This window comes from Vibrio sp. SCSIO 43136, from assembly GCF_023716565.1.
Lineage (GTDB): Bacteria > Pseudomonadota > Gammaproteobacteria > Enterobacterales > Vibrionaceae > Vibrio.
In genome coordinates this window covers 1,659,073-1,685,596 of the sequence record NZ_CP071849.1, presented here as the reverse complement: position 1 = coordinate 1,685,596, position 26,524 = coordinate 1,659,073, and the positions used below count along the sequence as shown (strand labels likewise).

Below are 26,524 nucleotides of genomic sequence, written 5' to 3'. Positions count from 1 at the left end.
AAGTCACAGTTACTTGATGGAGTTACAATAATCCAGTATTTGATACGTATTTATAGTTAATGTAGTGCCAAAAATTCATAGAAAATCATGTTTATCATTGATTTTATTTGGTTTTTAACTTGTTAGGGCGTGTTTTGGGTGATCTGGGTCACGCAACAATATTGCTGTTACAAATGTCTAGATAATGCATCAAAAGTACACTACAACCGAATCTCTAACCCTTCCAAACTGTATGTAAAACATCAACAGCAGTATTAGGGGTTCGCAATGATCACCAAGCTAATTAACGAGAGTTTAATCCATCTCAACTTACAAGCTACGTCCAAAGATGAAGTCTTTGATGAGCTTATCGACGTCCTTTTCGCCCAAAGAAAAATCAGCGATAAACAGCAGTTCTTAGCTGATATTCAGGCTCGAGAAGCGCAGGGCAACACCGGATTCGAGGATGGTATTGCGATACCCCATGCAAAAAGCTCGGCGGTGATTGAGCCTGCGGTTGTGATTGGGGTTAAACAGTCGGGCATTGAATACGGTGCTGAGGATGGTTTGCCTTCCAAATTGTTCTTCATGATTGCTTCACCCGATGGTGGCGATAATCACCATATTGAGGTGTTGGCAGAGCTCTCTTCTAAGCTGATTGAAGATGGTTTTGTTGAGGCCTTTATGCAGGCGTCATCACCAAAACAAGCGCTGGATCTATTGCTAGATAAACCACAGCAACAAGAGCCAACCAATGTGGCAAATAAAGGGCTCATCATCGGTGTGACCGGCTGCCCTGCAGGGGTGGCTCATACTTATCTTGCGGCAGAAGCTTTGGAGAAAGGTGCACAATCACTTGGCTATGAGGTGATTGTCGAAACCAACGGTTCAATTGGGGTGAAGAATAGCCCAACGGCCGAGCAAATTGAGAGTGCCGAGGCGATTATCGTGGCGTGTGACAAGCAAGTGGACATGGCTCGCTTTGCGGGTAAGCGCCTGATCCAATCGGATGTAAAAGCACCAATCCGAGATGCGCAGGGATTGATCACTAAGGCACTCGACGCTCCAACCTATCAGGCAGACAACTCTCAACCACAACAGTCGGTGGCGAGCAAAGCGACGCAAGCCCGCTCAGATCTGTATCGCTATTTGATGAATGGGGTATCTCATATGATCCCGTTTGTGGTGACTGGGGGCCTATTGATTGCACTGGCTCTTGCGATAGGTGGTGAACCGACCGAAGCAGGTATGGCGATCCCTCCTGGTAGCCTTTGGAACCAAATTCTAGATGTTGGTGTGGTTGCCTTTACTCTGATGATCCCAATTCTGGCGGGCTATATCGCATATGCCATCGCCGACCGTCCTGCGCTTACACCTGGTTTGATTGGTGGTTGGATTGCAAACAACGGTTCGTTCTATGGCGCAGAAGCTGGTACTGGGTTTATCGGTGCCATCGTTGCAGGTTTGCTGGTGGGCTACTTTGTTAAGTGGATTACCTCGATTAACTACCACAAGTTTATTCAGCCACTTGTGCCGATCATGATTGCTCCAATCACGGGTTCCCTATTCATCGCAGGTGCATTCATCTTTGTTATCGGTGCACCGATTGCTAACTTGATGGACGGTCTAACTGCACTATTGACCTCAATGAGCACAGGTAATGTTGTCTTGCTGGGTATCGTGCTGGGTGGCATGGCCGGCTTTGATATGGGTGGTCCATTTAACAAAGTCGCTTTCTTGTTCTCGGTTGGCATGATTGCTAGTGGCCAGACGCAGTTCATGGGTGCGATGGCATGTGCTATCCCAGTTGCACCGCTAGGCATGGCATTAGCGACAGTGCTTGGACGTAAGTTCGAGCTGTTCGAGTCATCTGAAATTGAAGCAGGTAAGGCTGCGGGCGCAATGGGTCTGGTGGGTATCTCTGAAGGTGCTATCCCATTTGCCGCTCAAGACCCAATGTCAGTGATCCCTGCTAACGTACTGGGCTCAATGGTGGCAGCGGTGATGGCATTCTCTATTGGTATCACTAATAGCGTCGCACACGGCGGCCCGGTCGTGGCTCTACTTGGCGCCATGAATAGCCCACTACAAGCACTACTTTGCATGGCGACAGGCGCTGTGGTTACTGCTCTAGTGTGTATTGCTTTGAAAAATCTTCGTAAGGCCAAGCTTTCTGCGGCAGCCGCTTAACTCCTCTCGGAATTCTTTTAAGCCCAGGCTGTAGCGGTCTGGGCCCTTTAACGACCGGATATTTCTATGCAAAGCACTCAATTTCAATTACTCGATGAGCATCGTCCTCCATTTTTGGCGATGCATAATGTCATCCAAAATTATCCATGGGGTAGTAAAACATCTTTAAACTCGCTATTTGGATTAGATAACCCAAAGGGCGAGCCACAAGCAGAGTTGTGGATGGGCGCTCACCCCAATGGCTGCTCGAAAGTTTCCTATCAGGGAGAGCAGTTTTCTTTAGCTAAGTTCATTCAAGCTGACCCAAGCGGTGTGCTTGGAGAGGCCAATCAGCACTTCGATGGGTTACCTTACCTGTTTAAGGTATTGGCTGCGGAGAGCGCACTATCGATTCAAGTGCACCCGAATAAACATCAAGCAGAGTCTGGATTCCTTCGAGAGCAGCAGGCAATTAAGCCAAATGAAGCGGCACTTAACTACAATGATCCCAACCATAAGCCAGAACTGGTGTTTGCGCTGACGGAGTACCATGCGCTCAATGGTTTTCGAGCATTTGACGAGATCTTGCATTTTTTCAACTTGATTGCGATTGAAGAGTTACAGCCAATAGTGACTCAGTTTGAAGGCGATATGTCTTCCAATGGGTTGGCTGCGTTTTTCTCGGCGCTACTAAAGCTAACTCCTGATCGGCGCTCGAACGCTCTCTCTCAATTGATAGATTTTGCTCACACTCAGCCAAACCATGATGTGTTCAAACTGATATTGGAGCTGGAAAAACAGTATCCAGGGGATATCGGGTTGTTCGCTCCTTTAATACTTAACCTAGTTGTCTTGGCGCCCGGTGAAGCAATGTATCTTGCCGCCCAAACTCCTCATGCCTACCTACGAGGGACAGGCCTTGAGTTAATGGCGAACTCTGACAACGTATTGCGAGCAGGCTTAACCAATAAGCACATTGACGTAGATGAGTTGGTAGCGTGCACTTTGTTTGAAGAAAAACCCACTCATTCGATGCTCATTGAGCCCATCATCGAAAAGGATCAAGCCACATATCCCGTCCCCGCGAACGACTTTAAGTTTGCTGTGCTTTCGTCGCCAAGTTCCACGCAAGTTACGGTGACCAGCCCTGAAATATTGATTGCTTTGGACGAAGAGTTGGTGATTAGTCATGCGTCTGGAAAAGAGAGCCGATTTGGGAAAGGTGAGTCGGTATTTATACCTGCCTATTGCAAGCAATATGAAATAAGCAGTATTGGTCGAGTGGCCAGAGCGTATTGTTAGTCCTAAAAGTAATAAAAAACCTCGCTGCGGCGAGGTTTTTTTATTTTAGCAGATATGACGCCAGTCACATTCAATATTTGTGGTTACAAATGTACTGCTGTTGCACTTATTTTGCTATTTATAAGTCGGCGAGTTATTCCTAAATTAATAACAAGAAAAACAAAGTAACAAATTAAATATAATCCAATACAAGGAGTCGTATTATGAGTACCTTAACCGCTCAAACTACGAATGAACGTGATATAAAAAGTACACTGAGCACCCTTAAAGGGCATCTATTATTTGGTACCTCGCACATGCTGCCTTTCATTGTAGCTGGTGGGGTATTATTGGCGTTGGCTGTGATGATTTCCGGTAAAGGCGCAGTGCCAGCCGATGGTATTCTGGCTGGCATCTCAACCATTGGCATCAAGGGTTTGGTGCTGTTTCCGATTATTCTTGGTGGTTACATCGGTTACTCAATTGCCGATAAACCAGGACTTGCGCCAGCAATGATTGCCTCTGGCATCATGGCGGATATGGGCGGTGGCTTCCTAGGCTGTATTGTTGCCGGTTTCATCGCAGGTGGCGTGGTTTATCAGCTTAAAAAAATCCCACTACCAGCAAACTTAACGGCGCTAGGTGCTTACTTCATTTACCCGCTTGGCGGCACATTAATTTCAGCCGGTTTGGTGCTTTGGGGCATCGGTGAACCAATTAAACTTTTCATGGGCTCAATGAATGAGTTCTTAAACTCTATGGCTGGTGCATCGAAAGCAGTATTAGGTGCGATTCTTGGTGGTATGACAGCCTTTGATATGGGCGGTCCAATCAACAAAGTTGCAACTCTATTTGCACAAACTCAGGTCGACACCCAGCCTTGGCTGATGGGTGGTGTGGCTATCGCTATCTGTACACCACCACTAGGCTTAGCACTTGCGACCTTCTTGTTTAAGAAGAAGTTTACTCAAGAGGAGCAAGAAGCAGGTAAAGCGGCAGTGATTATGGGCTCGATCGGTATCTCGGAAGGTGCGATTCCATTTGCTGCGAATGACCCACTACGTGTTCTGCCTGCCATTGTAGCGGGTGGTATTGTCGGTAACGTTATCGGCTTTATGGCGAATGTTTTGTGTCATGCACCGTGGGGCGGTCTGATTGTTGTGCCTGTGGTTGAAGGACGTATTTCCTACATTATTGGTATTGCTGCGGGTGCATTGACTACGGCGCTAATCGTCGGACTATGGAAGCCGACCGTCGACCAAAACCAAGCCAGTGCTGATTCAAGCCCAGCTCAACCAGAACCTGCAGCCATTAGCGCAGGAGAGGGCGAGTATGATGTCGTTGCGGTGACCTGTTGCCCATCTGGCGTAGCGCATACATTCATGGCAGCCAAAGCATTGGAAAAAGCAGGCGCAGCGGCGGGGCTGAAGATTAAAGTGGAAACTCAAGGGCAAAATGGTATTCAGAATCGACTGTCAGCGGTTGATATTGCCAACGCAAAACTTGTAATTTTGGCACACGATATTCAGGTCAAGGATGTCGATAGATTCGCTCATTCAAATGTGTTTGATTGTACGACTAAACAAGCGATGAAAAGTGCTGTTGAAATAGTTAGAGTTTAATATTCTCACTTAAGTGATAGAAATATTAACTATATTTTGTTTTTCGAGTGTAAAAAATAAAAAGGCGAGCTAGATAGCTCGCCTTTTTTATTTTTTTTGTTAATCACCGATAGTAACGCTATCAATATAAAACGAGGTATTTAAATCACTACCCGACGCATCACCATAAAGCTGGAAGCCTAGCTCATTGAGTTGAGTCATTGGTTGTGATGGTGTCCAAGAGACTAGTGTCCATTGCCCCGGTGTGATGTTAACCCAAGGTCCTTCACTCCAATTCCAATTGCCATCTTTAGCGAACAGTTTGCCTCCGTTCACTCCTGCATCAGCAAGTGATTGTGGGTAGTACACCCAAACATCTAACTTACTCACCTGCGCGACGGCATCGGTGGCAAAAGTAACGTACACTTTTTTCTCACCCGTTGGCTCATCTAGGTCGATTTTAAGTGATTGGCTGCCCGCTTGCGCTTGATCGCTTGACTGAGACATGGCACTGGTCGAGCCCGTTTCAGAGTTTACGTTGACTTGAACTAAGTGGGCAGCATCTTCAAAGCTAAGTGTGGCACTTGGCTCCTGTTGGTCGTTACCAGCGGCAGCGGCGACGCAGTTTAAAGTCGATTGGCGATATGTATCGTGTCCCCACTGCCAGCTAAATGCACCAGCGTATTGGTAATTTTTCAGACGAACACAGAGCTCAGCTTCTTCGATAGGGTCGTTATAGTAGTTAAAACTCGCCGGTTTGTAGGCATCATTGTCAGCAAAAAACTCAGCTACCACGACGGGTTTGTCTAGCTCCCAGTAACTTGCATAGTGGTAGAAAGGAGACCAAGCGCCTTGCTTGCCCATGTCGTCATAATAGTGCGGGGCGTAGTAATCAAGTGGCGCACTAGCGCCGCCAAGATTGATCATCTGGGCATCCGAGTAGTAGTTGGTTCCACCAAATCCATCAGCATTGTATAAACCAATCGACTTAGGACCTGTCGTAACCAGTACCTCTTGGCCTAGATCTTTAGCGTAATCGTGAATGGCTGCGCTTAAGACCGCAGTGGTGGTGTGAATGTCATTTAGCGTAACATGATACTGGCTAGCCAGACTTTCTCTGTCGAGGAACCAGCTTTCGGTCATGTTTTCTGGTTCATTGAACAAATCGATACCAATGAGCGCTGGGTGTCCTGCGATGGAGTCCAAAAGAGGATTGAGGAAATTGGTGATGTAACTTTCTCTCATCGCTTGATCAGTCAGTAGTGCGTAGTTGGCACCAATCACATTGTTAACGCCGTATTGAGTGATCGCCAGCATATCGAATGACCAGAGATTAAGCATGATATACATGTCTTTGCCTGCTGCGATATCTAGCGCTTGTTTGATGTCAGCAATGATTTGAGCTTGCGCACTTGCGTCTGCAACCGCATCTACGCTGGCGTTCCACACTGGGCTCATGGTGCCATTGGTATGTGTCCACCAACGAACCGCATTACCACCAGAGGCTTTGACTTGATCCAGAAGTTGATTGGTCTTACTTACATCTAAGCCGTTACCGAAGTCAGAAGCGAAATTCAGCCAAGCTACGTTTACCCCATTTAGGTAAACATCTTTGTCTTGATATCGTATCGTTGCGGCTGAGGTACCATTTCCTCGAAAGGTGGGAGAGATATCACCACTCATGGTTTCCTTAGAACTGTCCATACAAGCGGTAATTGCAAGACTGATGGTAGATATGACTAGCGTCCTTTTAAGCATAGGTTATCCTTATTTGTGTATTGTTAGGGCACCTAACTATTGTTGCAATCAAGGATAATTAGTTCATATGCGTAACGTTACGATTGTGGATTGGGTAGAATTTTGTACTTTTTTGTCGGGAAAAATAGGACTTGGAGCGCATTAGATTCGGTAAAAATTTGATGTTCGTCGGGGTTGGAATGGTGATAGGAGCATCGAACATGCATGAGTAAGGTAGCAGAACGGCGCTAATTGCGCCGTTAGTCAGTATTTTGAGGGGCAGAATTAGGCGAGCAGTTTTACGATCGCTTTACCTACACCGTGAGCACTGGTTGGGTTTTGGCCCGTGATCACTCGGTCATCTTCTAGTACCAATTCTTGCCAAGGCTGCACTTTCGTGTATCGGGCGGCGCTACGAGCAAGCGACTCTTCTAGTAGGAATGGAATGTCATTGATGGTGCCAAAGTCGACTTCTTCTTCACGAGTAAATCCAGTGACGGACTTAGAGGCCAACAGTTTCTCACCATTACTTAGCGTGATTGGCAGCAAAGCACCTGGGCCGTGACAAACTGCCGCTACAATACCGCCACCTTCGTAATGCTTGGCCGCAATTTGGGCAAAGGCATCATTGTTTGCAAGGTCAGATAGAAGGCCAAATCCACCCGGGTAGAAAATAGCATCGTAGTGATCACCATTCACCTGAGAAACGGGAATGGTGTTGTTGATTCTGTTTTGGAAATCAGCACTGGCGAGGATTTCTGAGTTAACACTGTCTTCAGCGATGTCCGTACCATAAAGAGGTGCTTCACCGCCTTTGATTGACGCAATGTCGTAATCTAGTCCAGCTTTTAATAACTCGCTCAGGGCATGAGTGAGTTCTGGTGCGTAAGTGCCGTTCGATTGGTCTGTTTCACCCAAAGTGGCGTGGTTGGTAACAACAATTAGTACTTTCTTCATGGTTCAATCCTTTACGAGTCGTTCTCATTTTGACCATTTGATTCTAATTTGTGTTCAATTGAATGATAATACGCCTAAATTGCAAATCAATATTGCTATATAGCAATAATTTCAATGGTAGAAATTTCGTATCGGGGACTCTCATGGACAGTTTTGAAGGCATTAACGAATTTGTTGCTGTGGCTGAAAGCCGAGGGTTCTCTACTGCGGCGAAACAGTTGGGTTGCAGTACCAGCCATGTCAGCCGACAAGTGACTCGCCTTGAGGAGCGTATAGGCACTGCATTGTTTGCTCGTACGACACGCATGGTCAGTTTGACCGAAGCGGGAGAGATCTATTACCAACAGTGCAAAGAGTTAGTTATTGGTCTGCAACAGGCCAACGAGCTAGTGACTTCACAGCAAACCCAGCTTAGTGGAACACTGCGAGTGAGCGCTGCGGGTGCTCTATCGGAAAACCATGTTGCACCTGCCTTGATGGCGTTTGCAAAGCAACACCCCAAACTGAGTATCGATATCGATTTTAATACCAAGATGGTGAATTTCGTGGAAGAGGGTTTTGACTTCGCCATCCGGTATGGACGACTAAATGATTCCGGTCTTGTGGCTCGAAAGCTGATTGACCGCCCTATGGCTGCAGCCGCAAGCCAAGCGTACATCGACCAGTTTGGTCAGCCCTCCCACCCTGAACAACTTAAACAACACAGTTGTATTATTGCCAACAAAGATGTGTGGCTGTTTGAAGAGAGTGGTCAGGCGTTAAATGGGGTAAAGGTGCAAGGCCGCATGCGTAGTAACAACCCTAATGTGGTATTAGCGGCATGTGAGCAAGGATTGGGTATAGCATATCTACCCAAGAGTTCATTTAACGGTGCGCTAGCCGATGGTCGCTTGCAACCTGTTCTTGAACCATACTGGGGCAGCGGCTCAAGCAGTTGGATCGTCTATCAAAATCGCCGTTTTCTTCCAATGAGAGCCCGGCTCGCTATTGATTATTTACTTGAGCATTTCGCCAACTGGCAGGAGTAGGGGTAATTAATTCCAAAGTTTTTTGCTTGTTGATAGAAGCGGACAACTCCCCACTTTTTGACTACGTTTTCAATGATTACAGTAGCTTGGAAAACTAGAGTGATCGAGCGTGTCATGTTCTACGTATGAACGCAGTAAACCCAATACGTGGAGTTATTCGATGGACAACAAGCTCACGGTAAAAGATTTCCTTCAAGTTTTTGATTTTATTCGCTCAAGAGGGGAGAGACACGATCACAAGTTCCAATTGGGTGACATGCAGGCTTGGCACGATTATGACGGCTACACCTGCTGGTTGGGTTTTAAAGATGTCACCGTGACCTTGATGTTCCATGGTTCCCTGAAAATTGACTACCGCAAGGAAGCCAGCTTTGAAGAATTCACTCAGCAGTGCTTGGCGCTAAATGCCCATAAACTCGTGCACTGAGGAGGTACCGTGAGTAACGTTTTACAACCCTCTCCTTTCGCATCGATAGCATCTTGGCTAACTCTGGTTATCTTAATGCTTTGCTCCGTCAGTACCATGGCCTCAGAGAATTTTATGATTGATTTTACCCAGCGTGAAGAGCACGACGCTTGGCGCACAACTAACGATAATGTCATGGGTGGTATCTCCCAAGGCACCATCGCTTTTAATGGCGTGACGAGTCACTTTGTTGGCAGATTGTCTTTAGAGAATAATGGTGGGTTTAGCTCTGTGACCCGCCAGATCTCTGCGCTTGAGAGCAAGGTAGATTCTGTGGTTCTGGAGTTTGAAGGTGATGGGCGTACTTATCAACTACGCTTGGCAACTTGGAAAGGTGGGAATCGGATCACCTACAAACATGAGTTTTCAACCACGGAAGGCCAGCGCATCAAGCAATCTTTTTTACTGAACGATTTTATTGCGGTGTTTAGAGGGCGGTTAGTAGAGGGGGCTCCTGTATTGGTGGCTGCTGATATAGAACAAGTTGGCTTGCTGATTGCGGACAAACGTTCTGGACCTTTCGAACTCAAATTATTCCATTTAGATTTTGCAGCTTCCAAGGAGACCCGATGAACAAGATCAGCCCAAAGGCTCTACTCAATAGTAAGTGGACCAAAGTCGTGGTCGAGAAAAAGGAAAAGCATTTTGCCGTTACATCGGTCAGCTTTGATGAAGAGCAGCGGATCACCGATTGCGTCATTCAAGCGGTCATTTCTGGAAACGAATATCACATAGAGTGGCGAGAGCTAAAAGACAGCAACACTTGGCGGCTTGGCTGGCAATAGCACGTCAATCTTCTTGTCGTTTGATCTAACTATTATTGGTTTTTTTCATTTTCGCTAGTTTGAACTCGTAGCGAGCCATTTGAGCAAAAGCAAAAATAGCTAAACAGTCAAACATTATCGGTTATCTCGCCCAGCGACTGAGTGAGATTTTCTAATCACCACTTTTGGGTATCTTGACCGTGTTCAGTGGTCTGTTAGTTTATGAGCCACCATTTAGCCACATTAAGTTAACTATGCCTACATCGAGCCAAAAGCCTGACCGTATCACTGCAATGCAACAGATCATTGATGCAGTAAAAGCGCAGTTTCCTTTGTATCAGGAAGAGACGTTTAAATGTGGCGTGGATAGCTTATGTACGGGGTGTCCTAAAAAGCTGATGGAGCTTGTCGATTCAGAGCTTCAATACTGGCAGCATCAGATCGATCAAAACATTTCCCCAACCTTCGATGAATTAAGACGCTTTGGCAAGATGTGTAAGAATGTACGTCGAGCCTTGGTGCGCAATGGATTGATAGCGGCATGAATGGCGACACTTAGGGTGCCGCCATTTAAAGTTAACCGTCTTTAGGTCAACATGTCCAATTACTCCATTTTCGGCGTAACCGCAGCCTGCTCGCCAACTTTGATTACTTTCCCGCCGTGCTCTTCGCTGTAGCGATTTGCTTCGCTTAGCGAAGAGAACCATAACACTGGGTAACCTGCTTCTTTCAGTTCCAGGCTATTGGGTAGTATCGAGCCTTGTGGGGCAGATTCTATTTGTTGTTTAAACTCGGCCCAGCAACGCTTACCATTCTCGGCCGCCAGCATATGCAATAAGTGTTTACGCTGAATGATCTCAGACTGGCTTTTGAGTTCAGGCAAAGAGATACCCTCTAACACTTTTGCACTGAGTAAGCGCCGAAGTACGGGTAGGGAATTTGCCAAAGATGGTGATAACGCGGCTTTGTGCAGAACCTTGGCTTCTCGAAGCCATAATTGAAGATCAGGGTTGTCTTGATGACGCATATCGTCCTCCTAACAGTCAACCTACTCGCTATCGGTTGCGGGATGATATGCAAGTGAAATGCTTGCTTAGTTTGTTTGTCGTGTTGGTACTATCGCTTTTGCGAGGTAGGCCCCCAACTTGCCTAGCGACAAGGCTACTACTGTTTTGGTGATTTATCAACCGTGCACTCGATGGATAAAAAGGATGATGCGAGCGTATGAGAAACGTTGTGGAAGGCTAGGGCATCTGGCCAACAACGTAGTCTGGATAGTGTTTTGCTACCTTGTTTTGGAGTTCGAAAACGTCCTGATACCATGCTTTTGCATCAGCCTCTTGGTCTGTACCACGGCACGATTTGACTAGGCTCATCAGCTCCAACCCCGATTGAGTCAAGGTCTCTAATTCAACATTAAGACTCTGTTGCCATTCGCTGTCGCTGGTGGGCCGACTTTCTAACAGTGCCATTGCCTTTTGATGGGCCATGAATGCGTGTTCATGGGAGATATTGGCGTCATCCCAGTTTTGCGGTTCACAGCCTGAATGGCTTTGAGGGGCTGCTTGGCAGCCGACGATGGTAAGCAGTGCGAATAGGCTGCCACTTGTCATTAAGTTCTGCATAAAAATGGGTTAACTCGCTGGTTAATAAACATGGTTTAAGGTTTGTGTACTTTTTAAGAAGTGAATTCTTAAATAGGCTTACCCAAAAATGTTAGCTCATTTCAGCGCTATTACTAATGATCTCGGCTTCAGTACAGGTGCAATCTATGGTCTGGTTTCTGCCATTGGTTTTTGCTTGATAAAGCCCACAATCCGCTTTCTCAATTAGAATTCTTGAGGAGGTACTGTCATTGGGAACTAAGGATGTAAAACCTGCGCTGACCGTTACGATATCGACATTCGGCGACGGGTGGGGAATGGCAAGATCGGAAACCCCGATACGAATGCTCTCCGCAAGTGCGGACACGCTTTTGTCCTCCCCATAAATGATGACTGCAAACTCTTCCCCGCCGTAGCGGCAGACGATATCGGTTTCACGACAACAGGTTTTCTCCAATGAGCGGGCGATCTTCTTAAGGCACTCATCGCCAGCATAATGACCGAGCTCATCGTTGTATTGTTTGAAATGGTCGATATCGCAAAAGATCAGTGAGATAACCTTACGCTCTCTTTTGGCAAGGTTAATTAAAAACTGTAATTGGTTATCGAACTCCCTGCGATTTCTAAGCCCCGTGAGGCTGTCATATAACGCTTGTCGATAGAGTATTTCGCTGACGGTTTCAGGTTCAATGATGCCAAACAGGAGGGTTGCCTTGCCTTCTTCATTGCGATCCAGCGCTTTGGCACAACTTGTGAAGTAAAGAATTTTGTCCTTTGCTTCATCGTAATACGGGAATCGATTTTGGTACTCGCTGAGGGTGTTGTCTTTGAGCGCTTTAAAGTCACTAAATACTTTCTGTGCTCTAGTGGTGTTTTTTATGGCGATGAATTTGTTGAAATCCCCCGCAATGGGGCAGGTCTTGCTGACCGAATGCCCAAGCAGACCATTATCAAGGTCAAAAGTGTCACACATGGTGCGGTTGCAATAAAACGTGTCTGGGTCTTCTTCTAAGTCGATGATCCACCATGATAAACCTGAAAAACTCAGCAACTCATTACATTGCTGATAGTATTTTTCAATTCTTGCGTTTGGAAATATCACTTGGCAATCCCTGCTCATGCACCCAATAGATAAAGTATAGATGGTAATTTGTACCTACTTGGTAACATCACTTGTTAATTATGGGGTTTTTGGTGCGCACAGTATTTCTTGAGCAGACACGGTATGACCCAGCGTATAGATTGATATTTAACGCAATTTCGGTAGCCTTTGCACTTCATCAATAAACATCTTCATCGCTGGGTTAGGGACTTTTTGTTTCTGCCAAACGATGTTGGTGGTCCACTCGGAAACACTGTCTTCCACTGATTGATAAAGGCGCACCTGTTTGTCCTCAATGGCTTTTTGGCAGATAAAGCCCGGTAGGGATGCCCAGCCAACCCCAGCTTTTATCAGGTTTAATGTCTGTATGGCGTTGTTGCAAAGCATGAATCGGTGGCTAGTCACGTCTGCACTTCTCATCCCAATATCTGACAAAAAAGACAGGCTAATTTGTAGCTTGTCGTTGAGGCGATCCGAGTTCACCTGTTCAGGCAACTCCCACGAGGTAGGAACCACTTGCTGCACGCCAAAGGAGTATGCTTTCTTTGTCGTCAGTTCGTCATGGATACGTAAGGTGTTAAAAATCAGGCCAATATCAACAATGCCTGAGATTATCCAACTCTGAATTTGCATTGTGTCGCTGGTGACAAGCTTTAGCGACATGTGAGGGTAAGCGTTAGCAAGGTGGGCGATGATGGTGTCTAGTTTGCCCTCCATAAGACTAGAGTCTATGGCGATGGTTAGCTTGTCGGGTACGCCTTGCAAAATACTATCTACGTTGGCATCAAAAAGTGCTGCCTCTTTTAGCATCGCAACCGCAGACTTATACAGCTGCTCACCTTCTGGCGTGACCTCAAGGGAACGAGGATGACGAATAAACAGCTCTAACCCAGTATCTATCTCTAGATTATTGAGCTGCTCTCTCACTGTGGATACGTGTTTTCCAATATGTCTGGCCGCTTGGGCCATGCCTTTGTTGTCTACGGTGGCGACAAAAGCTCTGAGCTGTTCTAACGAGGCTGGCATATTTTTCCTTGGCAATTAATTCCTTTGTAGGGGTTTCCCCTATGCTCAGCGGCTTTGAAATCGCTGATTGATAGCAATAATAGACTCATTCCAAGAGTTAATCCCCCAATTAAAGAGAGTTTTATTATGAAATCATTCAAGCTTAACAAAATCGCTACTATCGCCATCGCCGCTGTTTCTATCGCAACTGTAGCTAACACGGCCAACGCATGTTCACGCTTCACATTAGATACGCCACATGGAGTATCGACCGTCCGCTCTCTAGATTGGGGTGACCAATTAGGTAACGTGACTCAAGTGAACCCAGTCGGTATTAAAAACGTTTCTGAAGCGCCGAGCTACAAAAACGCAATGCAGTGGACAACTAAGTATCATGCGATTGCTCAGATGGAGTGGGACGTGTTCCACGGCGTTGCCTCTGACGCCATCAACTCTGAAGGCCTTGCCGCATCTTTGCTTTACATGGCGGACTCGGCACAATACATCGCAGATTATGAAGATACTGGCGCACCAGCGGTGAGTTTCCTTAACGTCATTCGCTACATCACAGAAACTTACGCAACGACTGAAGAGGCGGTGAAAGCATTCAACAACAACGAATGGCAAATTGCTTGGAAAGATGGCCTACACGGCACTCAGCACGGCGTGCATATTTCAATTCAAGATAAGTCGGGCGACATTGCACTGCTCCAGCTTAATGAAGGCGGTAAAATGGTGGTTTACCGTGGCGACGTAAACTCGGATCTGCGTGTGATGGCTAACTCGCCACTGCAACAAGACCACCGTGCTTACGTTGAGAAAGTGAATTTGGATGACCTTACAGCAAAAGGTATTCCAAGCTCAATCAGCTCACTAGACCGTAACTTACGTGGCCTGTTTAACACTAAGCATGTTGAGTTCAAACAAGATGCAAGCTGGGCACAAACTCGTGGCAAACTGCTGAGCACATACAACGCAGGTAACTTGATTCCGCAAGATCTTATCGACCCAACCAACGACGAGACTTACGCCACTTGGACTCAGTTCGTCTACAACCACGAGAGCGGTGACTTCCTATTCACCAACTACGACACACGAGCTCAGATTGGTTACAACTTCAACGACACACTGGAGTTCACTGAAACAATGTGCGCGGATACTGTGAAGCAGGCTGAGCAAGGGTTGAGTAAGGCTGTGTTTGGGGCTTGTGAGGTGCGTTAGGTGTTTGGTTTGTTGTTGGTGTGCCCTGTGATGGGGTTGGTATCCCCTCGACTTTGGTCAGGGGGATTCTTGTATCTCGTTTATGGACAAAACTGTGTCAGGGCAACTACTGAATTAGCTTTATACGGATAACTTTTTGTATGGTAATTTGCTTAATGTGTTGTCCATTATTGCTGGTGCAGGTCATGCTAGTATCAGGTGTCTTTTCCGTATGATTCTTTTCTCTAACCTGTTAGATAAGTGGAGCACAAACTTGTGATGTCTTGTATTATAAATGTACAATACAGGAAGGTGATTTTATATAGAACGAATGACAATGAAAAAGACAATTGTGCTAACTCTACTTGCTGCCTCCTTTACAACTCAAGCAGAGGTTATGACACAGAAACTTTGTGTTGATACCAACAAAGGACTACAACAAACTCTTGTTCCTCAATTACCTATAGGGGGACCATTAAACTCGCTAGTAGGCGTAATGGCCCTTTGGGATGGTCATAAGTGTGTTATGACCTACACAAACGTAATTCATACAGCTGCTACTGCTAACCAGTTTGGTGTTTCTATCGGCCAGTTTGAGCAATATGCTAATAGTCAGGAATACAAGGACTGGCAGCTACAACAGATAAAAAACAGTAATATAGCGTCAAACTTTTCAAGCAACATATCGAATTTCAAGGTTCAAGTTATTAATCGTTTTGATATGGGTAACATCAAAACGCAGTACTACACTGTGCTTGAGCGCTAATACCATTCACTAACACCACCAATGCTCTCGCTATGTCGAGGGCATTTTTTATTCCACCTTTGTCACCTAGTTCGCCAACTGGCAAACAAGCCCTGCATGGTACAAGGCTCTTGGCTTCAAAAAGCTAAACCTAGGTATAGAGCAACGAAGATGGCAATCACGGTTAAAACCACAGTTAGCCCCACAATGTGCTCTTCTAGGTACTGAAATAAGCGTATATAGACCTAATCATTGATTATGGTTAGTGCGATGTCACGAAAGAGCAATGTCCAACCTCCTGTTTTATCTTCAGTTTTGATATCGATAGGTATCAGGTTAGCTTGCATATTTATCTTCGTTACGTCAGGTGAGAACTTTCGCCAGCATGTAGGCAATAGTCGGTACTTTAAAGTCCACGATTGGTAATATATAATACAAAATCGTAGTTATGGAGCTTGATACGCTCTTAATGCCTTTAAAAATTAGCAAAACACTCACATCAACGCAGATGAACAACTATTACTCACTACTCGGAATCACACCAGAAGCTGATATCAAACTCATAAAAGCAGCCTATAAGATCATGAGCAACAAGTATCACCCTGACAAATATCAAGGGGCTGATGCTACTGAAAAAATGCAGTTGATCAATGAAGCCTATGCCACATTGTCAGACACCTCAAAGAGACAAGCCTTTGATGAACAATGGGGAGAAAGTAATAATTTCAATTCAGCTGAACCCGAAGAAAATGATTGTTACGCTGAGTTTGAAAAATCTTCTGAAGCTGATTGGAGCATGGCTGTAGAGATCTATCCAGAGCTAACTGCTAAATACGATGATCTCCACAAAATTTCGCAAGCTTTAGCGACTAGCTTTAAAGTAACAATGTTGGAGCATCGTAACTTTGAGTTACTAGAACAAGTCGCTGAACAACTAAAAAACAATTTCATTACTCGATACTTCGGTAATAACATTCATGTCCAAAATCTAGCCCTCGACTACATTTCTGACGGGAATCGAGAAGCTGCGAGAGAGTTGAATAAACTGGCAGTATTTTTTGGGCAATCTATCGACTTTGATCGTGTCGAGCAAAGTGTCGTAGATAAGTTCGGTGAACCAACGTTTAAAGTTGAAGAGCAAGAAAAATATGCAGCTTTCAAAGCAGCGCAAGAGAAAGAAAAAAGTGAAATTCTTGGAATCAAAATTATTTCGCTTATAATTATGTTACTGACATTTGTTATTTTAAGTAGGTAACTTTCTCCTACATAAATATGTGTTTAAAGTTTTGGTCCATCTTGATAAGCCAACTATAATCAGTGCTGAAGTTTCTAAAAGTAATATTGTTAATAACTGCAGCGTACGACTATAAACTTTTAGATATTAGTCCCAAAAAATAGAGAGCTTATTCCTTTTAGGTCTTTTGTGGTTGTTGCTAAAGTTATGCAAAGTCACTAGGTAAATAAGGGCATTATCGCACGATAACCACAAAAAATCACCCGTATTTTGTTTTAAACTGCGATCAAACGAGCCGATATGGCAGCAACTAAGCTTTTTCCTGTGGACTTCAAGGCTGCCTTAATTTAACTTTCATTCCTTCCGCCCTAGCTGCTTTTGAGCACTCAACAAACAGCCCTTTACGAGCCCCGTCGATTACCTGAACTCGTAGCTTTGATCTATTCCAAACCACTTCACACAAATGCATATCTCGATCATTATCATTATCATTATTACCATGGTCACGTTTAGATTTAATAGGAATACGTCAGGTTAATGTATTTAATTTTACAAATGAATAACTAACTACCGTCTGACTATATTCAGGTTGTGAATTTAGTGTAGGTTCATAAAATTTGATAGATAGAGCTTCTAAACCCCTTGCCTTTTTCTGAGAGTCAGCAAGGGCTACAAAATAAAACTTGGGCGCTGGACAACGTTTAATTGCATTTTTAAGCCTGTCGTTACAGGTACCAGTATAATTATTGTTGTATGCTGAATTTTGGTGATGATCCCAACGAGCCATAAAATCACTAGATATTCCAACATATGTTCCAAACGACCCAAAGTCCAAAAGGTAGATCACAAATGGACTTTTTTGGACTTGAGATTCAGCAAACAAAGGTGATACAGATACCGAGTGTTTATTCAAACCAACCAACCTTTATATTAGTACAGAGTCAAATTTTCTGTCTAGCTTAAATAAAATAACACAGGTTTTATATTGTGCCATTTTTAATATTCAACTCAACAGCGAATAAAATCTTCTATATAAACTACGTTTGCTTTAGTGAAAGGATTGAACGTACTATACTTGAGTCGTAGTCGTAGTCGTAGTCGTAGTCGTAGTCGTAGTCGTAGTCGTAGGTGTTCGTATTAGGTTTAGTTATGATTCCATGTAGTGACCAAAGCATGCTTTGGGGCAAAAACGAGTTAGGCTGGCTGCGATTTTTGTGAGTCGGTGTAGTTTATGCGCTCGACTTAACTTCGGTGTCACCAACCCCCTTTAGCTCCCCCTTATATAAACTTCCTCGATCAATCAGTTGCATCGAACAAGGGGGAGAATCATTTCGAGAACTTTGTGGGGGATGGGCATGAAAGCAAAGCTCTGAACTAGCTTTGAGTAGGTGAGGCGTACTAGTAGATTCTTGAGATGATCTCAGGGGATAAATCACCTAAGTCGAAACAACAAAAAAGGCAGCGAAGTAAAACTCCACTGCCCTCAAACTTTGACTCTGAATCCTCACTCAAACTGTAGCAGAGTAATAAAGTTTCATACTATAATTCCTAGCTCCCCCTCTGTTATAGAGTCAAATTTGGGGGCAGGAAAAAATAAAGTATCATACTTCGCCAGTAGTTAGACTACACAACTACTGACACTTGAGTAATAAAGATTCATACTCAATCGGCAAGGTAGCTAGTGTAGTCCTCGTCACCCTCTATATTGTTGGTAGATTCAACAGCTGTGATAGAAGACGGAATTTTTACTCGTCTAATATTTTCCACTAGAGCTTTAGGTCTGTACTCATCAACAATGATAGTTCCTGAGTCCAACATCGCCCCAAACTCTGCAATATGCTTAAAAATAAACGGTCTCGCTGTTGTCTGTTTGTTCCGAATGCTACCACTCATAAACCACTCCAGAATTTCAGCACCAACTCCATCGGTCATATTACTTACGAGCTTGTAAATAACACATAACTTTTCTTTAGTATGGTCGCTACCGCTTACTCCTCGCCCTTCACCAGCGTAGTAGATCTGGGACTTAGTGGACATATTAAATCCAGAAAAGTGCATGAACAGCTCTCGGTCGCTATTACTTTTAGAATTATGCCAGTAGACACCATGCTTTTCCCCCGCTATATCTACGTAATAGCTTTCACTTATTGCCTCAAGTAAGGGCTTTTTGCACTTAAACTTTGGCTTAAGAGCCTTAGCTTCTTTTAGCTCCTCTTCGATTTCTTCAATGTCTTCTGCATAAAAAACCTTACTTTTCTTAGCTGCTTTCAATTTATCTTTTATTGGCTTAATAATGTCATTGCGAAAGATGTATTTATCGAATTCTGAGCGGCTAAAGTGGGAGTCATTATTTTCTACAAGCATCGCTTTCAAAGCAGACGTCACAGTGTTGGAGTATGTTTCAAAAGCAACGCACCTTTCGAAAAACTCTCGCTCAACCTTTGCCTTTGAGATAGCGATGGACTTCGCAGTACTGTTTTCGATCAGATCGAAATTCGGCATCGCATTCATGCTAGTTTGCACAAAAAAAATGTAGTTATGACCATCATTGGTAATAGCTAACGGGCTACGATCATTGGTGTAATTACCATTTGAATTGCGGCGACCAATCAGACGACATGCATTCTCCCCGAGGAAATCACACAAAAGATGAAGTTCTTCTCTAGAAAGGACTTTGTACTCCATACGACATTGATTCACATCACAGCGAATATACTTCCAGCGATCCTCACACTTGCACTTACCTTTACCCCTGATCTTCCCTTTGTTCCTACAATCACGATGACAAGGGCTTCTATGAGGAAGAATGAACACAGTGCCATCTTCAATATTGGGACGATCGATTAAGAATTTCCCCTTAAGAACTTCCATTTTAAATACAATGTCACCTAGGATTTTATCTAACGCAGCCTCGTTGAGTTCACCCTCAGGGAAGATGTTAGCGAGGGTCATATTCTGAGACACTAACCCCGGGTTTGCTGCCTTGAACTGCTTGTAGGGGTCAGTTTCATTAGCCTCTTCATAATGTTCTTTGGTATCGGTTATAAGGAGGAAAATATCATCTGATCCAGTTTCGTCTGGCACATCATCAACTATCTTGATGTCGAACTTAGTTTTTTTTCTAATCTGTTCAGTGATATTAGCCGGTTTAGCTTTTTCAGATTTGTTAATTAAAAATATTCTCTTCTTGGAGAGCAGACTGTTGATTTGCCTATACTCACGTTCGATTATGCCATTGAAAGCGCTACCTGCTACATTTGCATCAAATTCATGCTCAACCAGTTCGATGGTAATAATATCACCAAGTATCTTGTTGATATCTTTTACGAAGAGATAGGCTGCGCCAGCCCGAGTTACATCAGGGTCGACATTCCCTTCGTTGTCATGAGCATAACCATTCACATTACTTTTCTTGCCTGAGAACGCTTGCTGTACGTATTCACCAGAAACTTGAAGATTATTGCCGTCTAGTGTTCTGTGAATGAAGCCAACACTGGACATATCGTAGCGAGGTTTGCCTTTCAACTGATTTGGAGTTAAATGTGCAGCTTCACGGAACAACATTGAGTTGAACTTAAGGTAAGTTGTGATTTTACCACTCTTACCAGTATCAACATTCTTTCCGGTCCATAGTAACCAATCGGAGTCAGGCTCTATGTATACCGCTTTAAGTGCAATGGTTTTTTGACCAGTCTTGCTGCCATCACTGTCTTTTACATCATAAGTGAAAGAGTCAACGACCCTGCAATACCTTTCCTCATGAATAAAGCCATTACGTACTTTTCTCTCATCTGCGCTAATAAGACTTGGTACTGAATGACACAACAACTTCTCCAAAACAAAACGAAGATTCCGGGCCTTTACATCACTTGCAGAAATATATTCTAGATTGAAGCCTTCTGGCATATCTAGCGTTCTACCCTTATCTATCATGAAATATTTACCGGATAGCTCGCCACTAGGTTTATAGTGTAATGATGCCCTGACTACACCACTACTTCGAGCTGCATTGGATACTTCAATGACTCGGTCACGATAGTCCTTATTTTCATCATCAAATCCTGCGATTTTCACATAGACAAGTTCGAAACGTTTGAAATACTCCTCAATGTCCAATGTAACCTTTATAAGGTTGCTACTTGCAGTGCGAACAGCTTTCTCTTTGGTGAAATTAACAGCCACGATTACTTCCTTTTAATAAAGTTCGAAATTTCTTTGATGTGAACTACGCGATCAGTAGTTCCGCACATGATGCCTGGTACAACCATAACCGGAGCTTTAGATCTATCATGTTCAATTGTTAAAGCATCAGATTTTCTGTAATCAACCGCTTGACCTTCTTCGTAAAACATATTGAGAAAGATGAATTTCTTAATATCTGTTTGATCAGTTAGATAATTTATCTTTTTCTTAATGTAGATTTTGGGGAGTGCAGGAGCGTTCCAAAACTTCACATCTACGTATGCCCTGTTGCCATCTCTATCTGAAATGATAAAGTCAAACTTCTCTTCAAGACCAATTTCAAGTGGCTCGATCTTGAAGCCTTTCGACGCAAGGATTGCTTCACAAGCCTGTTCAGCTAAAGCGGGTCGATAGATGTTTGTAAAAATTACTGGGGCTAGCATAAATCTTCCGGTTTCCCATTCCGTAACGAAACCATTCTTTTTGAAGTGGGCTGATACATGTGGGTTAGAAAGGATTTTTTTTAGTTTCGCAACCTTTTCATTCACTTGATAACTACTCCCACCAAGACTATCAAAGAAACGATAACTAAAGGGTTTTTCAGGTTTACCAAAATAGCTATAGCTTTTGTTATTGGCCTGGTTTTCCGGAACCTCAATATAGAACCCGGAAAATAGGGATGGTTTAGATTTGGAGGTTGGCCTTTTAAGCACATAACTCCTCCAACGCTCCCACTCATCCGCAATCTCTCTTGATGCAGCAATGTGCCTGTCTCCGGCTTTATGAAGTCCTCTTGATATTCTAGCTACCGCCTCTTCATCAAATTCAAAACCTACCTTCTCCTCAATATCATTGGCTACTTTTCTCCATAAGTTAGGTTTGATGTTGTAGAGGTATTCATCAGCCGCCTTTTCTTTAGCATTCTGAACAACTTCTATTGCTTCGTGATAGTCTTCAGAAGAACTAATGCCATCAGCGACCTCCTTGAGTAGCAAGCCAGACTTAGCCTTAGTATGGCGGCTAATTTTATTAATCTCGTAAACCTTACTCATCATGTCATCAGAAGCTCGCAGGTTATCTGATGAGGCTGCCACTTTTAGGCTTTCAGACTTGGACAACCGACTTAACGGCGCTTTTGTGGCACCGCCAGTGATGCGCTCTGTTTTCTTAACCATTGCCCTATATTCATGGCTCATGAACTCTATTGGTCGATCATCTTTTCGGATAATACTAATCAGCTTGTCTTCTCCGAAGATACGAATAACTTTTCGTTTGTTAGCTGTTCGAGCAGTTCGCCCTACTGCTTGTTCAATAACACTACGAACGGCAGCTATGTAGTCAATACTGTTACCAAAAGTCAGATGATTCTCACGACTGGACATATATGCAGAATTTAGGCTCTTCATTAGTACATCCTTGGAGTCACATTCTAAGCAAGATTTTGCCCACATATATGCATGCTTGGGGGTGATCATTCCAGCTTCTTCCATAGAAATTATGCTATAAATCAGACTCATACGAAAGGGGGTGCTGATACCGATAGTGCCGTCAGAATATGAAGGGAACATGTGGGTGGGTAGTTCAACATAGACAGTGTCCACATCGGCTTTACCGCTATTTGGAATGCTGTTACCGTATTTGTCTTTATAATTATCGACACAAATGAGACGCTTAATATCAGCGCTTTGCTTAGGATTGTAATCTGGATTTTTTCCGGCCCCAAGACTTGCATATGAAGTTAAAATGATTACCTTCTTTCTGGTATTAGCCAAGATGTCATGAATCTTATCCATTTCACCAGACTTTAGTTTTGCTGCATTAAGATTACAGAAAACCTCAACATCTACTCCGACAGCATCCGCATACTTCCTACAAGCTCTTTTTAAAAACTCTTCTTCTGCCTTGAATCCACCTATGCCTCGACTAGCAAAGCAAATCATGTAACGAGCATCGAACTTTGGCACTTCAATAAACTTTTTCATAGCTTGTAGTAGTTTACTGAGCTTAGAAACTCTGTACTCAATTGTGTCAGATTCAGCGTCACCTGAAGTATCAGGTAATCGACACATTTTCAATAAATCAGTCTTCATTTCGATTTCAGAACCAAAATTCTCTCTCACAGTTTCCCGGCTGTCTTCGAAATACTCTACTCTTACCTTTACACCATTATCTTCATAGGCTCGACGATGACAGTAAAAATCATAGATCGTTTGTGCCTGAGTTTTACTTGTTTCAAGGTATTTTTTACCCAAAATCTCTCGCAGATAGTCATGATCGAAGTCATGAACTACAGTCCCAGAGTCTAGAGTGGCGGAAATACCAATAACCTCACAGCCACGCTTTACAATATTCTCAATAATACCCGTAGCACTCATTTCAAGACCATACTTCATAGTTTCAACAGTTATTGATGAAGCATTTTTGCGCGTAACATGGTAATGATTGAAACCATTTCTATGGAAACTGTTAGTCAGGGCAGGGCGCTTAGTAACATCACCGGTATCTGTTTTTGGAACACCGTTGAAAATAGTATTCAGAATATCCTCTTCAAAGCCAACCAAGCTATACTGACTCACCAAAATTTTAACAGCAGCAGGGATTGTTAGATCATAGGGAGGACTCTCACGACTGTTCTTTACTATCTCGAATACAGCCCCCTTGAGAGATTGAAGGAAAGACTTCAATGTCTCATCTAGCATCTCTATTACATTAATAAAATCCCGACTGCTAATCTCACCTTTTGGGTCTGGAACAACCTCAAACACATTGATTATGCGATCATTTTCAGTGGCTTTATTCAGGACAATAGCCTTTCTGTCCTTCTTCGATGTTGGCTTTGCATCATTGAGACCAGAACCATCAACCACAATTGCCTGTGTGTGCCCTGGAGATTGAAACAGTTGAGCTTCTTCAGAATCACCACTGCTAAAATCAAAGTCATAGCTGTATTCCAAAAGACACTTTTCTCTAGCTTCTCTTACCCTTTCAATAGCATCGGTCATGATTTCAGCCACACCATCAACAACAGGTGAGTTTTCAAGCTGATGTACCCGGCCAGCACTTATTGCTGTTTTCAGGCGTTTAATTAACATCAACTCATGAGATTGGAGCAGACGGTTTCTAATTTTCCCTGCTTGCCGATCCATTTCGTCAATAATAAGCATATGACGATTACCACTAGATGCTGATGAAAAGTTAATATCCTTGGGGAAACTCTTCACCGGCAACAGCCATTTATCTGTTGTCATATACAAAACATCGGCATCATGATTACTTAGTCTAAAGGCTGGAAATAGCTCATAAAGGTTATCAAGGATTTCAGGGGCGATACGTTCATCTTTTTTGTTCATATCCTCGACATAGCTTCTGGCCTGAACAGATATAGCTCTAAACAACTCTCTTGCAGCATCAGAAAGCTCTTTATTGTTCTTATCTGTGGGCTTCTGATTGTCGGCTTTCAGAAGTTCTATATAACTCCGAACATTACTAAAATTGCTATTCAGACGACCAAGCAAACCAGAGTCATCATCACTATGTTCATCAAGGACTTTGATTAGCGCTTTTTTAACTGACTCTGTAGCGTCTGATGTCTGGCTTACATTGTTTTTGATAAGCACTAAGCGATTCTTTATGAATAATTTTTGGTCACCTGTCAGTTGCCTATGATTCTCAATAACACCTCGGGTCTCATTAAAAATATCTTCCACAATCGTGTTTGCATCGGTCATCACGACGATTGGTAAACCAGTAGATTTAAGTACTGTTTTCTTTTGAATTAGGCTTAAAAGATCATTAACTTTTCTCATGAAGGAAGGCTCAGTGATGCCTGCCTCCAAACATTTGTTGTACAGGGAAAGAGCCTTATTATGCAAACAGGCGACAATAACTGACATGTGTTTTGAAAAGTCGATATCATCGATGTTTTTTTTGAATGAACTGGCGAAATCAATAAGCTCTGATATTCGATAACCGTCAATAGAATTACTATCAATGTTGATTACATCATCCGCCATTTGGTGCATTGCATCCGTTATTTCATCAATTGTCCCGAAACTATGGCGGGCATAACTAATAACAGAATCCGTAATCAATGCTGCAATTGAGTATGTCTTGCCAAGCCCTGTTGGACACTTAATCATTTTTAAGAAACCGTGCTCATCTTCATTTTCGACGTCAAATACAGAATCACGATATTCATACACAGACTCTCGAATAGCCTCTGACAAGGGGCTTTCGCATGTTGGAGTCGTTACATTGTTAAAGTTATATCTAGGCATTCTTACCACTCCTTAAACTCAAAACGGCCAGAAGCGAAGTTGTCAACGAACTTCAAAGAGTCATACGGCCGTGTCATAACACCTGCTTCCTTCATAGCTTTGGAGAGAACCTTCCAACTATCGAATAATTTCATGCGGTCTTCTGCAGTCATCTTTTGGATAACAGCTACAACTTCATCATGGTGCAAGTTACTTGCAATAAGGTGGTCGAACTCTATGCGATTAGTGACCACAGGGGGCGGTGTTTTTGGTTTGTTTACTTTTAGTGAGTTTGTTCGTCTTGTTGGGAAAAAACTACCATTGGAAGTTTTTTCTCTCTTGTCGTACCGAATTTTTTTAACTTTTTCGAAACTCAAAGCTTCGCCGCCATGTGAGATACCAGTACTCTTTTGAGCGATCTCAGTGGAGCTTTTGCCTGCCTTCTTCTGATCAATAATCCATTTACGTTCACCTTTTTAACTTCGTCACGAAATTCTTTAACAAAATCATAATGGTGCAATGTTTGCTCAGTACACTTGAATAGTTGAGCCCATTTTGCATACCGAAATACAAATAGTTTCTTGCCAGTTCGATCTGAGTCAGCTTTAAGAAAATCAATGTAATCCTTGATTGCTTGCTTGATATCACCTGTTCCACGGCGGCGAGAATATTCGTTGTCTGCATTAGCACTACATGAAAGCGCCGCAGCATCAGCGAAGGTACCTTTCTTCAGAATTTCAACTTCGGACTTTTCATAGCCCAATCGCGCAATGGCCTCTTTACGGTGAAATCCATCAACAATAATAAGATCACCTACATTGAAGAGAACGCCAGTTATAGGGTTAAAGTCTTCTTTCTCCAATTCAACAACTCGGATTGGCTTCTTAAGGCCATTAAGTCTTATATTTTCAGCTAGACCGTGCAGGTAGTCTTCGCTGTACTCATTGCCTTTAGTAACAACCCTGTGTTGCAAGGATGAATCAGAGATCAGCTTTGATATCGATACATCCTTTAATATTGGATACTTCATTCCCGCCTCTATGCATTCAAAAATACAGAAAGAACAACCTACCACGAATGCAAAAAATAGCAATTTTTACAACAAAACAAAGATGAGAATTACTGCAAAGCTCAAAATCCCTATAAAATCGTAAATATCCACATAAAAACAGCGAATAAATAGTCGGAAAAAGTTGCATCCATTAAATGTTGCA

Annotated in this window: 22 protein-coding genes; 11 read left to right on the top strand and 11 right to left on the bottom strand. The window is 43.4% G+C overall.

What is annotated here, in order from left to right; translation table 11 throughout:
• Positions 1–267: 267 nt before the first annotated feature.
• From J4N39_RS22435 to J4N39_RS22425, 3 genes are all read left to right on the top strand, one after another.
• Positions 268–2,169 carry a PTS fructose transporter subunit IIABC gene (locus J4N39_RS22435; RefSeq protein WP_252025127.1) on the top strand — a complete coding sequence of 634 codons (1,902 nt, stop codon included), beginning with the start codon at positions 268–270 and terminating at the stop codon, positions 2,167–2,169.
• 66 nt (positions 2,170–2,235) lie between these two features.
• Positions 2,236–3,450 carry a mannose-6-phosphate isomerase, class I gene (gene manA / locus J4N39_RS22430; RefSeq protein ID WP_252025126.1) on the top strand — a complete coding sequence of 405 codons (1,215 nt, stop codon included), beginning with the start codon at positions 2,236–2,238 and terminating at the stop codon, positions 3,448–3,450.
• A gap of 203 nt (positions 3,451–3,653) precedes the next feature.
• On the top strand, positions 3,654–5,051 hold the full coding sequence (locus J4N39_RS22425) for a PTS fructose transporter subunit IIBC (protein WP_252025125.1): 1,398 nt from the start codon (positions 3,654–3,656) through the stop codon (positions 5,049–5,051).
• A gap of 99 nt (positions 5,052–5,150) precedes the next feature.
• On the opposite strand, the gene J4N39_RS22420 is transcribed toward J4N39_RS22425, so the two are convergent.
• Together J4N39_RS22420 and J4N39_RS22415 are read right to left on the bottom strand one after the other, a co-directional pair.
• The gene (locus tag J4N39_RS22420; RefSeq protein WP_252025123.1) at positions 5,151–6,788 is read right to left on the bottom strand and encodes a cellulase family glycosylhydrolase; all 1,638 of its coding nucleotides are present in this window, start codon (positions 6,786–6,788) and stop codon (positions 5,151–5,153) included.
• Between the two features lie 264 nt (positions 6,789–7,052).
• Positions 7,053–7,724, bottom strand: a complete 672-nt coding sequence (locus J4N39_RS22415) for a type 1 glutamine amidotransferase domain-containing protein (protein WP_252025121.1) — start codon at positions 7,722–7,724, stop codon at positions 7,053–7,055.
• A 143-nt stretch (positions 7,725–7,867) separates the two neighbouring features.
• On the opposite strand from J4N39_RS22415, the gene J4N39_RS22410 reads away from it, so the two are divergent.
• The 5 genes from J4N39_RS22410 (at position 7,868) to J4N39_RS22390 (ending at position 10,527) form a co-directional block, all read left to right on the top strand.
• Positions 7,868–8,752 carry a LysR family transcriptional regulator gene (locus J4N39_RS22410; protein ID WP_252025120.1) on the top strand — a complete coding sequence of 295 codons (885 nt, stop codon included), beginning with the start codon at positions 7,868–7,870 and terminating at the stop codon, positions 8,750–8,752.
• A 160-nt stretch (positions 8,753–8,912) separates the two neighbouring features.
• A complete protein-coding gene (locus J4N39_RS22405; RefSeq protein WP_252025118.1) occupies positions 8,913–9,179 on the top strand; it encodes a DUF3081 family protein in 267 nt (88 codons plus the stop codon).
• A gap of 75 nt (positions 9,180–9,254) precedes the next feature.
• Positions 9,255–9,791, top strand: a complete 537-nt coding sequence (locus J4N39_RS22400; RefSeq protein ID WP_503064168.1) for a CIA30 family protein — start codon at positions 9,255–9,257, stop codon at positions 9,789–9,791.
• The gene (locus tag J4N39_RS22395; protein WP_252025116.1) at positions 9,788–10,003 is read left to right on the top strand and encodes a TIGR02450 family Trp-rich protein; all 216 of its coding nucleotides are present in this window, start codon (positions 9,788–9,790) and stop codon (positions 10,001–10,003) included. The genes J4N39_RS22400 and J4N39_RS22395 overlap by 4 nt, the downstream gene beginning before the upstream one ends.
• A 233-nt stretch (positions 10,004–10,236) precedes the next feature.
• Positions 10,237–10,527, top strand: a complete 291-nt coding sequence (locus J4N39_RS22390; protein WP_252025114.1) for a hypothetical protein — start codon at positions 10,237–10,239, stop codon at positions 10,525–10,527.
• A gap of 59 nt (positions 10,528–10,586) precedes the next feature.
• Here J4N39_RS22390 and J4N39_RS22385 read toward each other — a convergent pair whose 3' ends face one another.
• The 4 genes from J4N39_RS22385 to J4N39_RS22370 form a co-directional block, all read right to left on the bottom strand.
• On the bottom strand, positions 10,587–11,009 hold the full coding sequence (locus tag J4N39_RS22385) for a hypothetical protein (RefSeq protein WP_252025112.1): 423 nt from the start codon (positions 11,007–11,009) through the stop codon (positions 10,587–10,589).
• Positions 11,010–11,226: 217 nt separating this feature from the next.
• Entirely contained in the window at positions 11,227–11,595 is a 369-nt protein-coding gene (locus tag J4N39_RS22380; protein ID WP_252025110.1) for a hypothetical protein, read from the bottom strand.
• Between the two features lie 103 nt (positions 11,596–11,698).
• A complete protein-coding gene (locus J4N39_RS22375) occupies positions 11,699–12,688 on the bottom strand; it encodes a GGDEF domain-containing protein (protein WP_252025108.1) in 990 nt (329 codons plus the stop codon).
• A gap of 147 nt (positions 12,689–12,835) precedes the next feature.
• Entirely contained in the window at positions 12,836–13,714 is an 879-nt protein-coding gene (locus J4N39_RS22370) for a LysR family transcriptional regulator (protein WP_252025106.1), read from the bottom strand.
• Between the two features lie 126 nt (positions 13,715–13,840).
• On the opposite strand from J4N39_RS22370, the gene J4N39_RS22365 reads away from it, so the two are divergent.
• The 3 genes from J4N39_RS22365 to J4N39_RS22355 all read left to right on the top strand — a co-directional run bounded on the left by J4N39_RS22365 (position 13,841) and on the right by J4N39_RS22355 (position 16,893).
• Entirely contained in the window at positions 13,841–14,914 is a 1,074-nt protein-coding gene (locus tag J4N39_RS22365; RefSeq protein ID WP_252025104.1) for a linear amide C-N hydrolase, read from the top strand.
• Positions 14,915–15,230: 316 nt separating this feature from the next.
• Entirely contained in the window at positions 15,231–15,659 is a 429-nt protein-coding gene (locus tag J4N39_RS22360; protein ID WP_252025102.1) for a hypothetical protein, read from the top strand.
• A 427-nt stretch (positions 15,660–16,086) separates the two neighbouring features.
• Entirely contained in the window at positions 16,087–16,893 is an 807-nt protein-coding gene (locus J4N39_RS22355; RefSeq protein WP_252025100.1) for a J domain-containing protein, read from the top strand.
• Between the two features lie 508 nt (positions 16,894–17,401).
• Here the strand turns inward: J4N39_RS22355 and J4N39_RS22350 are convergent.
• From J4N39_RS22350 to J4N39_RS22330, 5 genes are all read right to left on the bottom strand, one after another.
• Positions 17,402–17,785, bottom strand: a complete 384-nt coding sequence (locus tag J4N39_RS22350) for a hypothetical protein (RefSeq protein WP_252025098.1) — start codon at positions 17,783–17,785, stop codon at positions 17,402–17,404.
• A 749-nt stretch (positions 17,786–18,534) separates the two neighbouring features.
• The gene (locus J4N39_RS22345) at positions 18,535–21,054 is read right to left on the bottom strand and encodes a hypothetical protein (RefSeq protein ID WP_252025096.1); all 2,520 of its coding nucleotides are present in this window, start codon (positions 21,052–21,054) and stop codon (positions 18,535–18,537) included.
• Between the two features lie 2 nt (positions 21,055–21,056).
• Positions 21,057–25,331: a hypothetical protein gene (locus J4N39_RS22340; RefSeq protein WP_252025094.1), complete on the bottom strand. Its 4,275-nt coding sequence runs from the start codon at positions 25,329–25,331 to the stop codon at positions 21,057–21,059.
• 2 nt (positions 25,332–25,333) lie between these two features.
• On the bottom strand, positions 25,334–25,687 hold the full coding sequence (locus J4N39_RS22335; RefSeq protein ID WP_252025092.1) for a hypothetical protein: 354 nt from the start codon (positions 25,685–25,687) through the stop codon (positions 25,334–25,336).
• Positions 25,684–26,340: a ParB N-terminal domain-containing protein gene (locus J4N39_RS22330; RefSeq protein WP_252025090.1), complete on the bottom strand. Its 657-nt coding sequence runs from the start codon at positions 26,338–26,340 to the stop codon at positions 25,684–25,686. Before J4N39_RS22330 ends, J4N39_RS22335 begins: the two co-directional genes overlap by 4 nt.
• Positions 26,341–26,524: the final 184 nt, after the last annotated feature.

What these genes read in the sequence shown, in the direction of transcription:
- J4N39_RS22435 (WP_252025127.1), top strand. Translation starts at nt 268, where the DNA reads ATGATCACCAAGCTAATTAACGAGAGTTTAATCCATCTCAACTTACAA.
- manA (WP_252025126.1), top strand. Translation starts at nt 2,236, where the DNA reads ATGCAAAGCACTCAATTTCAATTACTCGATGAGCATCGTCCTCCATTT.
- J4N39_RS22425 (WP_252025125.1), top strand. Translation starts at nt 3,654, where the DNA reads ATGAGTACCTTAACCGCTCAAACTACGAATGAACGTGATATAAAAAGT.
- J4N39_RS22420 (WP_252025123.1), bottom strand. Translation starts at nt 6,788, where the DNA reads ATGCTTAAAAGGACGCTAGTCATATCTACCATCAGTCTTGCAATTACC.
- J4N39_RS22415 (WP_252025121.1), bottom strand. Translation starts at nt 7,724, where the DNA reads ATGAAGAAAGTACTAATTGTTGTTACCAACCACGCCACTTTGGGTGAA.
- J4N39_RS22410 (WP_252025120.1), top strand. Translation starts at nt 7,868, where the DNA reads ATGGACAGTTTTGAAGGCATTAACGAATTTGTTGCTGTGGCTGAAAGC.
- J4N39_RS22405 (WP_252025118.1), top strand. Translation starts at nt 8,913, where the DNA reads ATGGACAACAAGCTCACGGTAAAAGATTTCCTTCAAGTTTTTGATTTT.
- J4N39_RS22400 (WP_503064168.1), top strand. Translation starts at nt 9,255, where the DNA reads ATGCTTTGCTCCGTCAGTACCATGGCCTCAGAGAATTTTATGATTGAT.
- J4N39_RS22395 (WP_252025116.1), top strand. Translation starts at nt 9,788, where the DNA reads ATGAACAAGATCAGCCCAAAGGCTCTACTCAATAGTAAGTGGACCAAA.
- J4N39_RS22390 (WP_252025114.1), top strand. Translation starts at nt 10,237, where the DNA reads ATGCCTACATCGAGCCAAAAGCCTGACCGTATCACTGCAATGCAACAG.
- J4N39_RS22385 (WP_252025112.1), bottom strand. Translation starts at nt 11,009, where the DNA reads ATGCGTCATCAAGACAACCCTGATCTTCAATTATGGCTTCGAGAAGCC.
- J4N39_RS22380 (WP_252025110.1), bottom strand. Translation starts at nt 11,595, where the DNA reads ATGACAAGTGGCAGCCTATTCGCACTGCTTACCATCGTCGGCTGCCAA.
- J4N39_RS22370 (WP_252025106.1), bottom strand. Translation starts at nt 13,714, where the DNA reads ATGCCAGCCTCGTTAGAACAGCTCAGAGCTTTTGTCGCCACCGTAGAC.
- J4N39_RS22365 (WP_252025104.1), top strand. Translation starts at nt 13,841, where the DNA reads ATGAAATCATTCAAGCTTAACAAAATCGCTACTATCGCCATCGCCGCT.
- J4N39_RS22360 (WP_252025102.1), top strand. Translation starts at nt 15,231, where the DNA reads ATGAAAAAGACAATTGTGCTAACTCTACTTGCTGCCTCCTTTACAACT.
- J4N39_RS22355 (WP_252025100.1), top strand. Translation starts at nt 16,087, where the DNA reads ATGGAGCTTGATACGCTCTTAATGCCTTTAAAAATTAGCAAAACACTC.
- J4N39_RS22340 (WP_252025094.1), bottom strand. Translation starts at nt 25,331, where the DNA reads ATGCCTAGATATAACTTTAACAATGTAACGACTCCAACATGCGAAAGC.
- J4N39_RS22330 (WP_252025090.1), bottom strand. Translation starts at nt 26,340, where the DNA reads ATGAAGTATCCAATATTAAAGGATGTATCGATATCAAAGCTGATCTCT.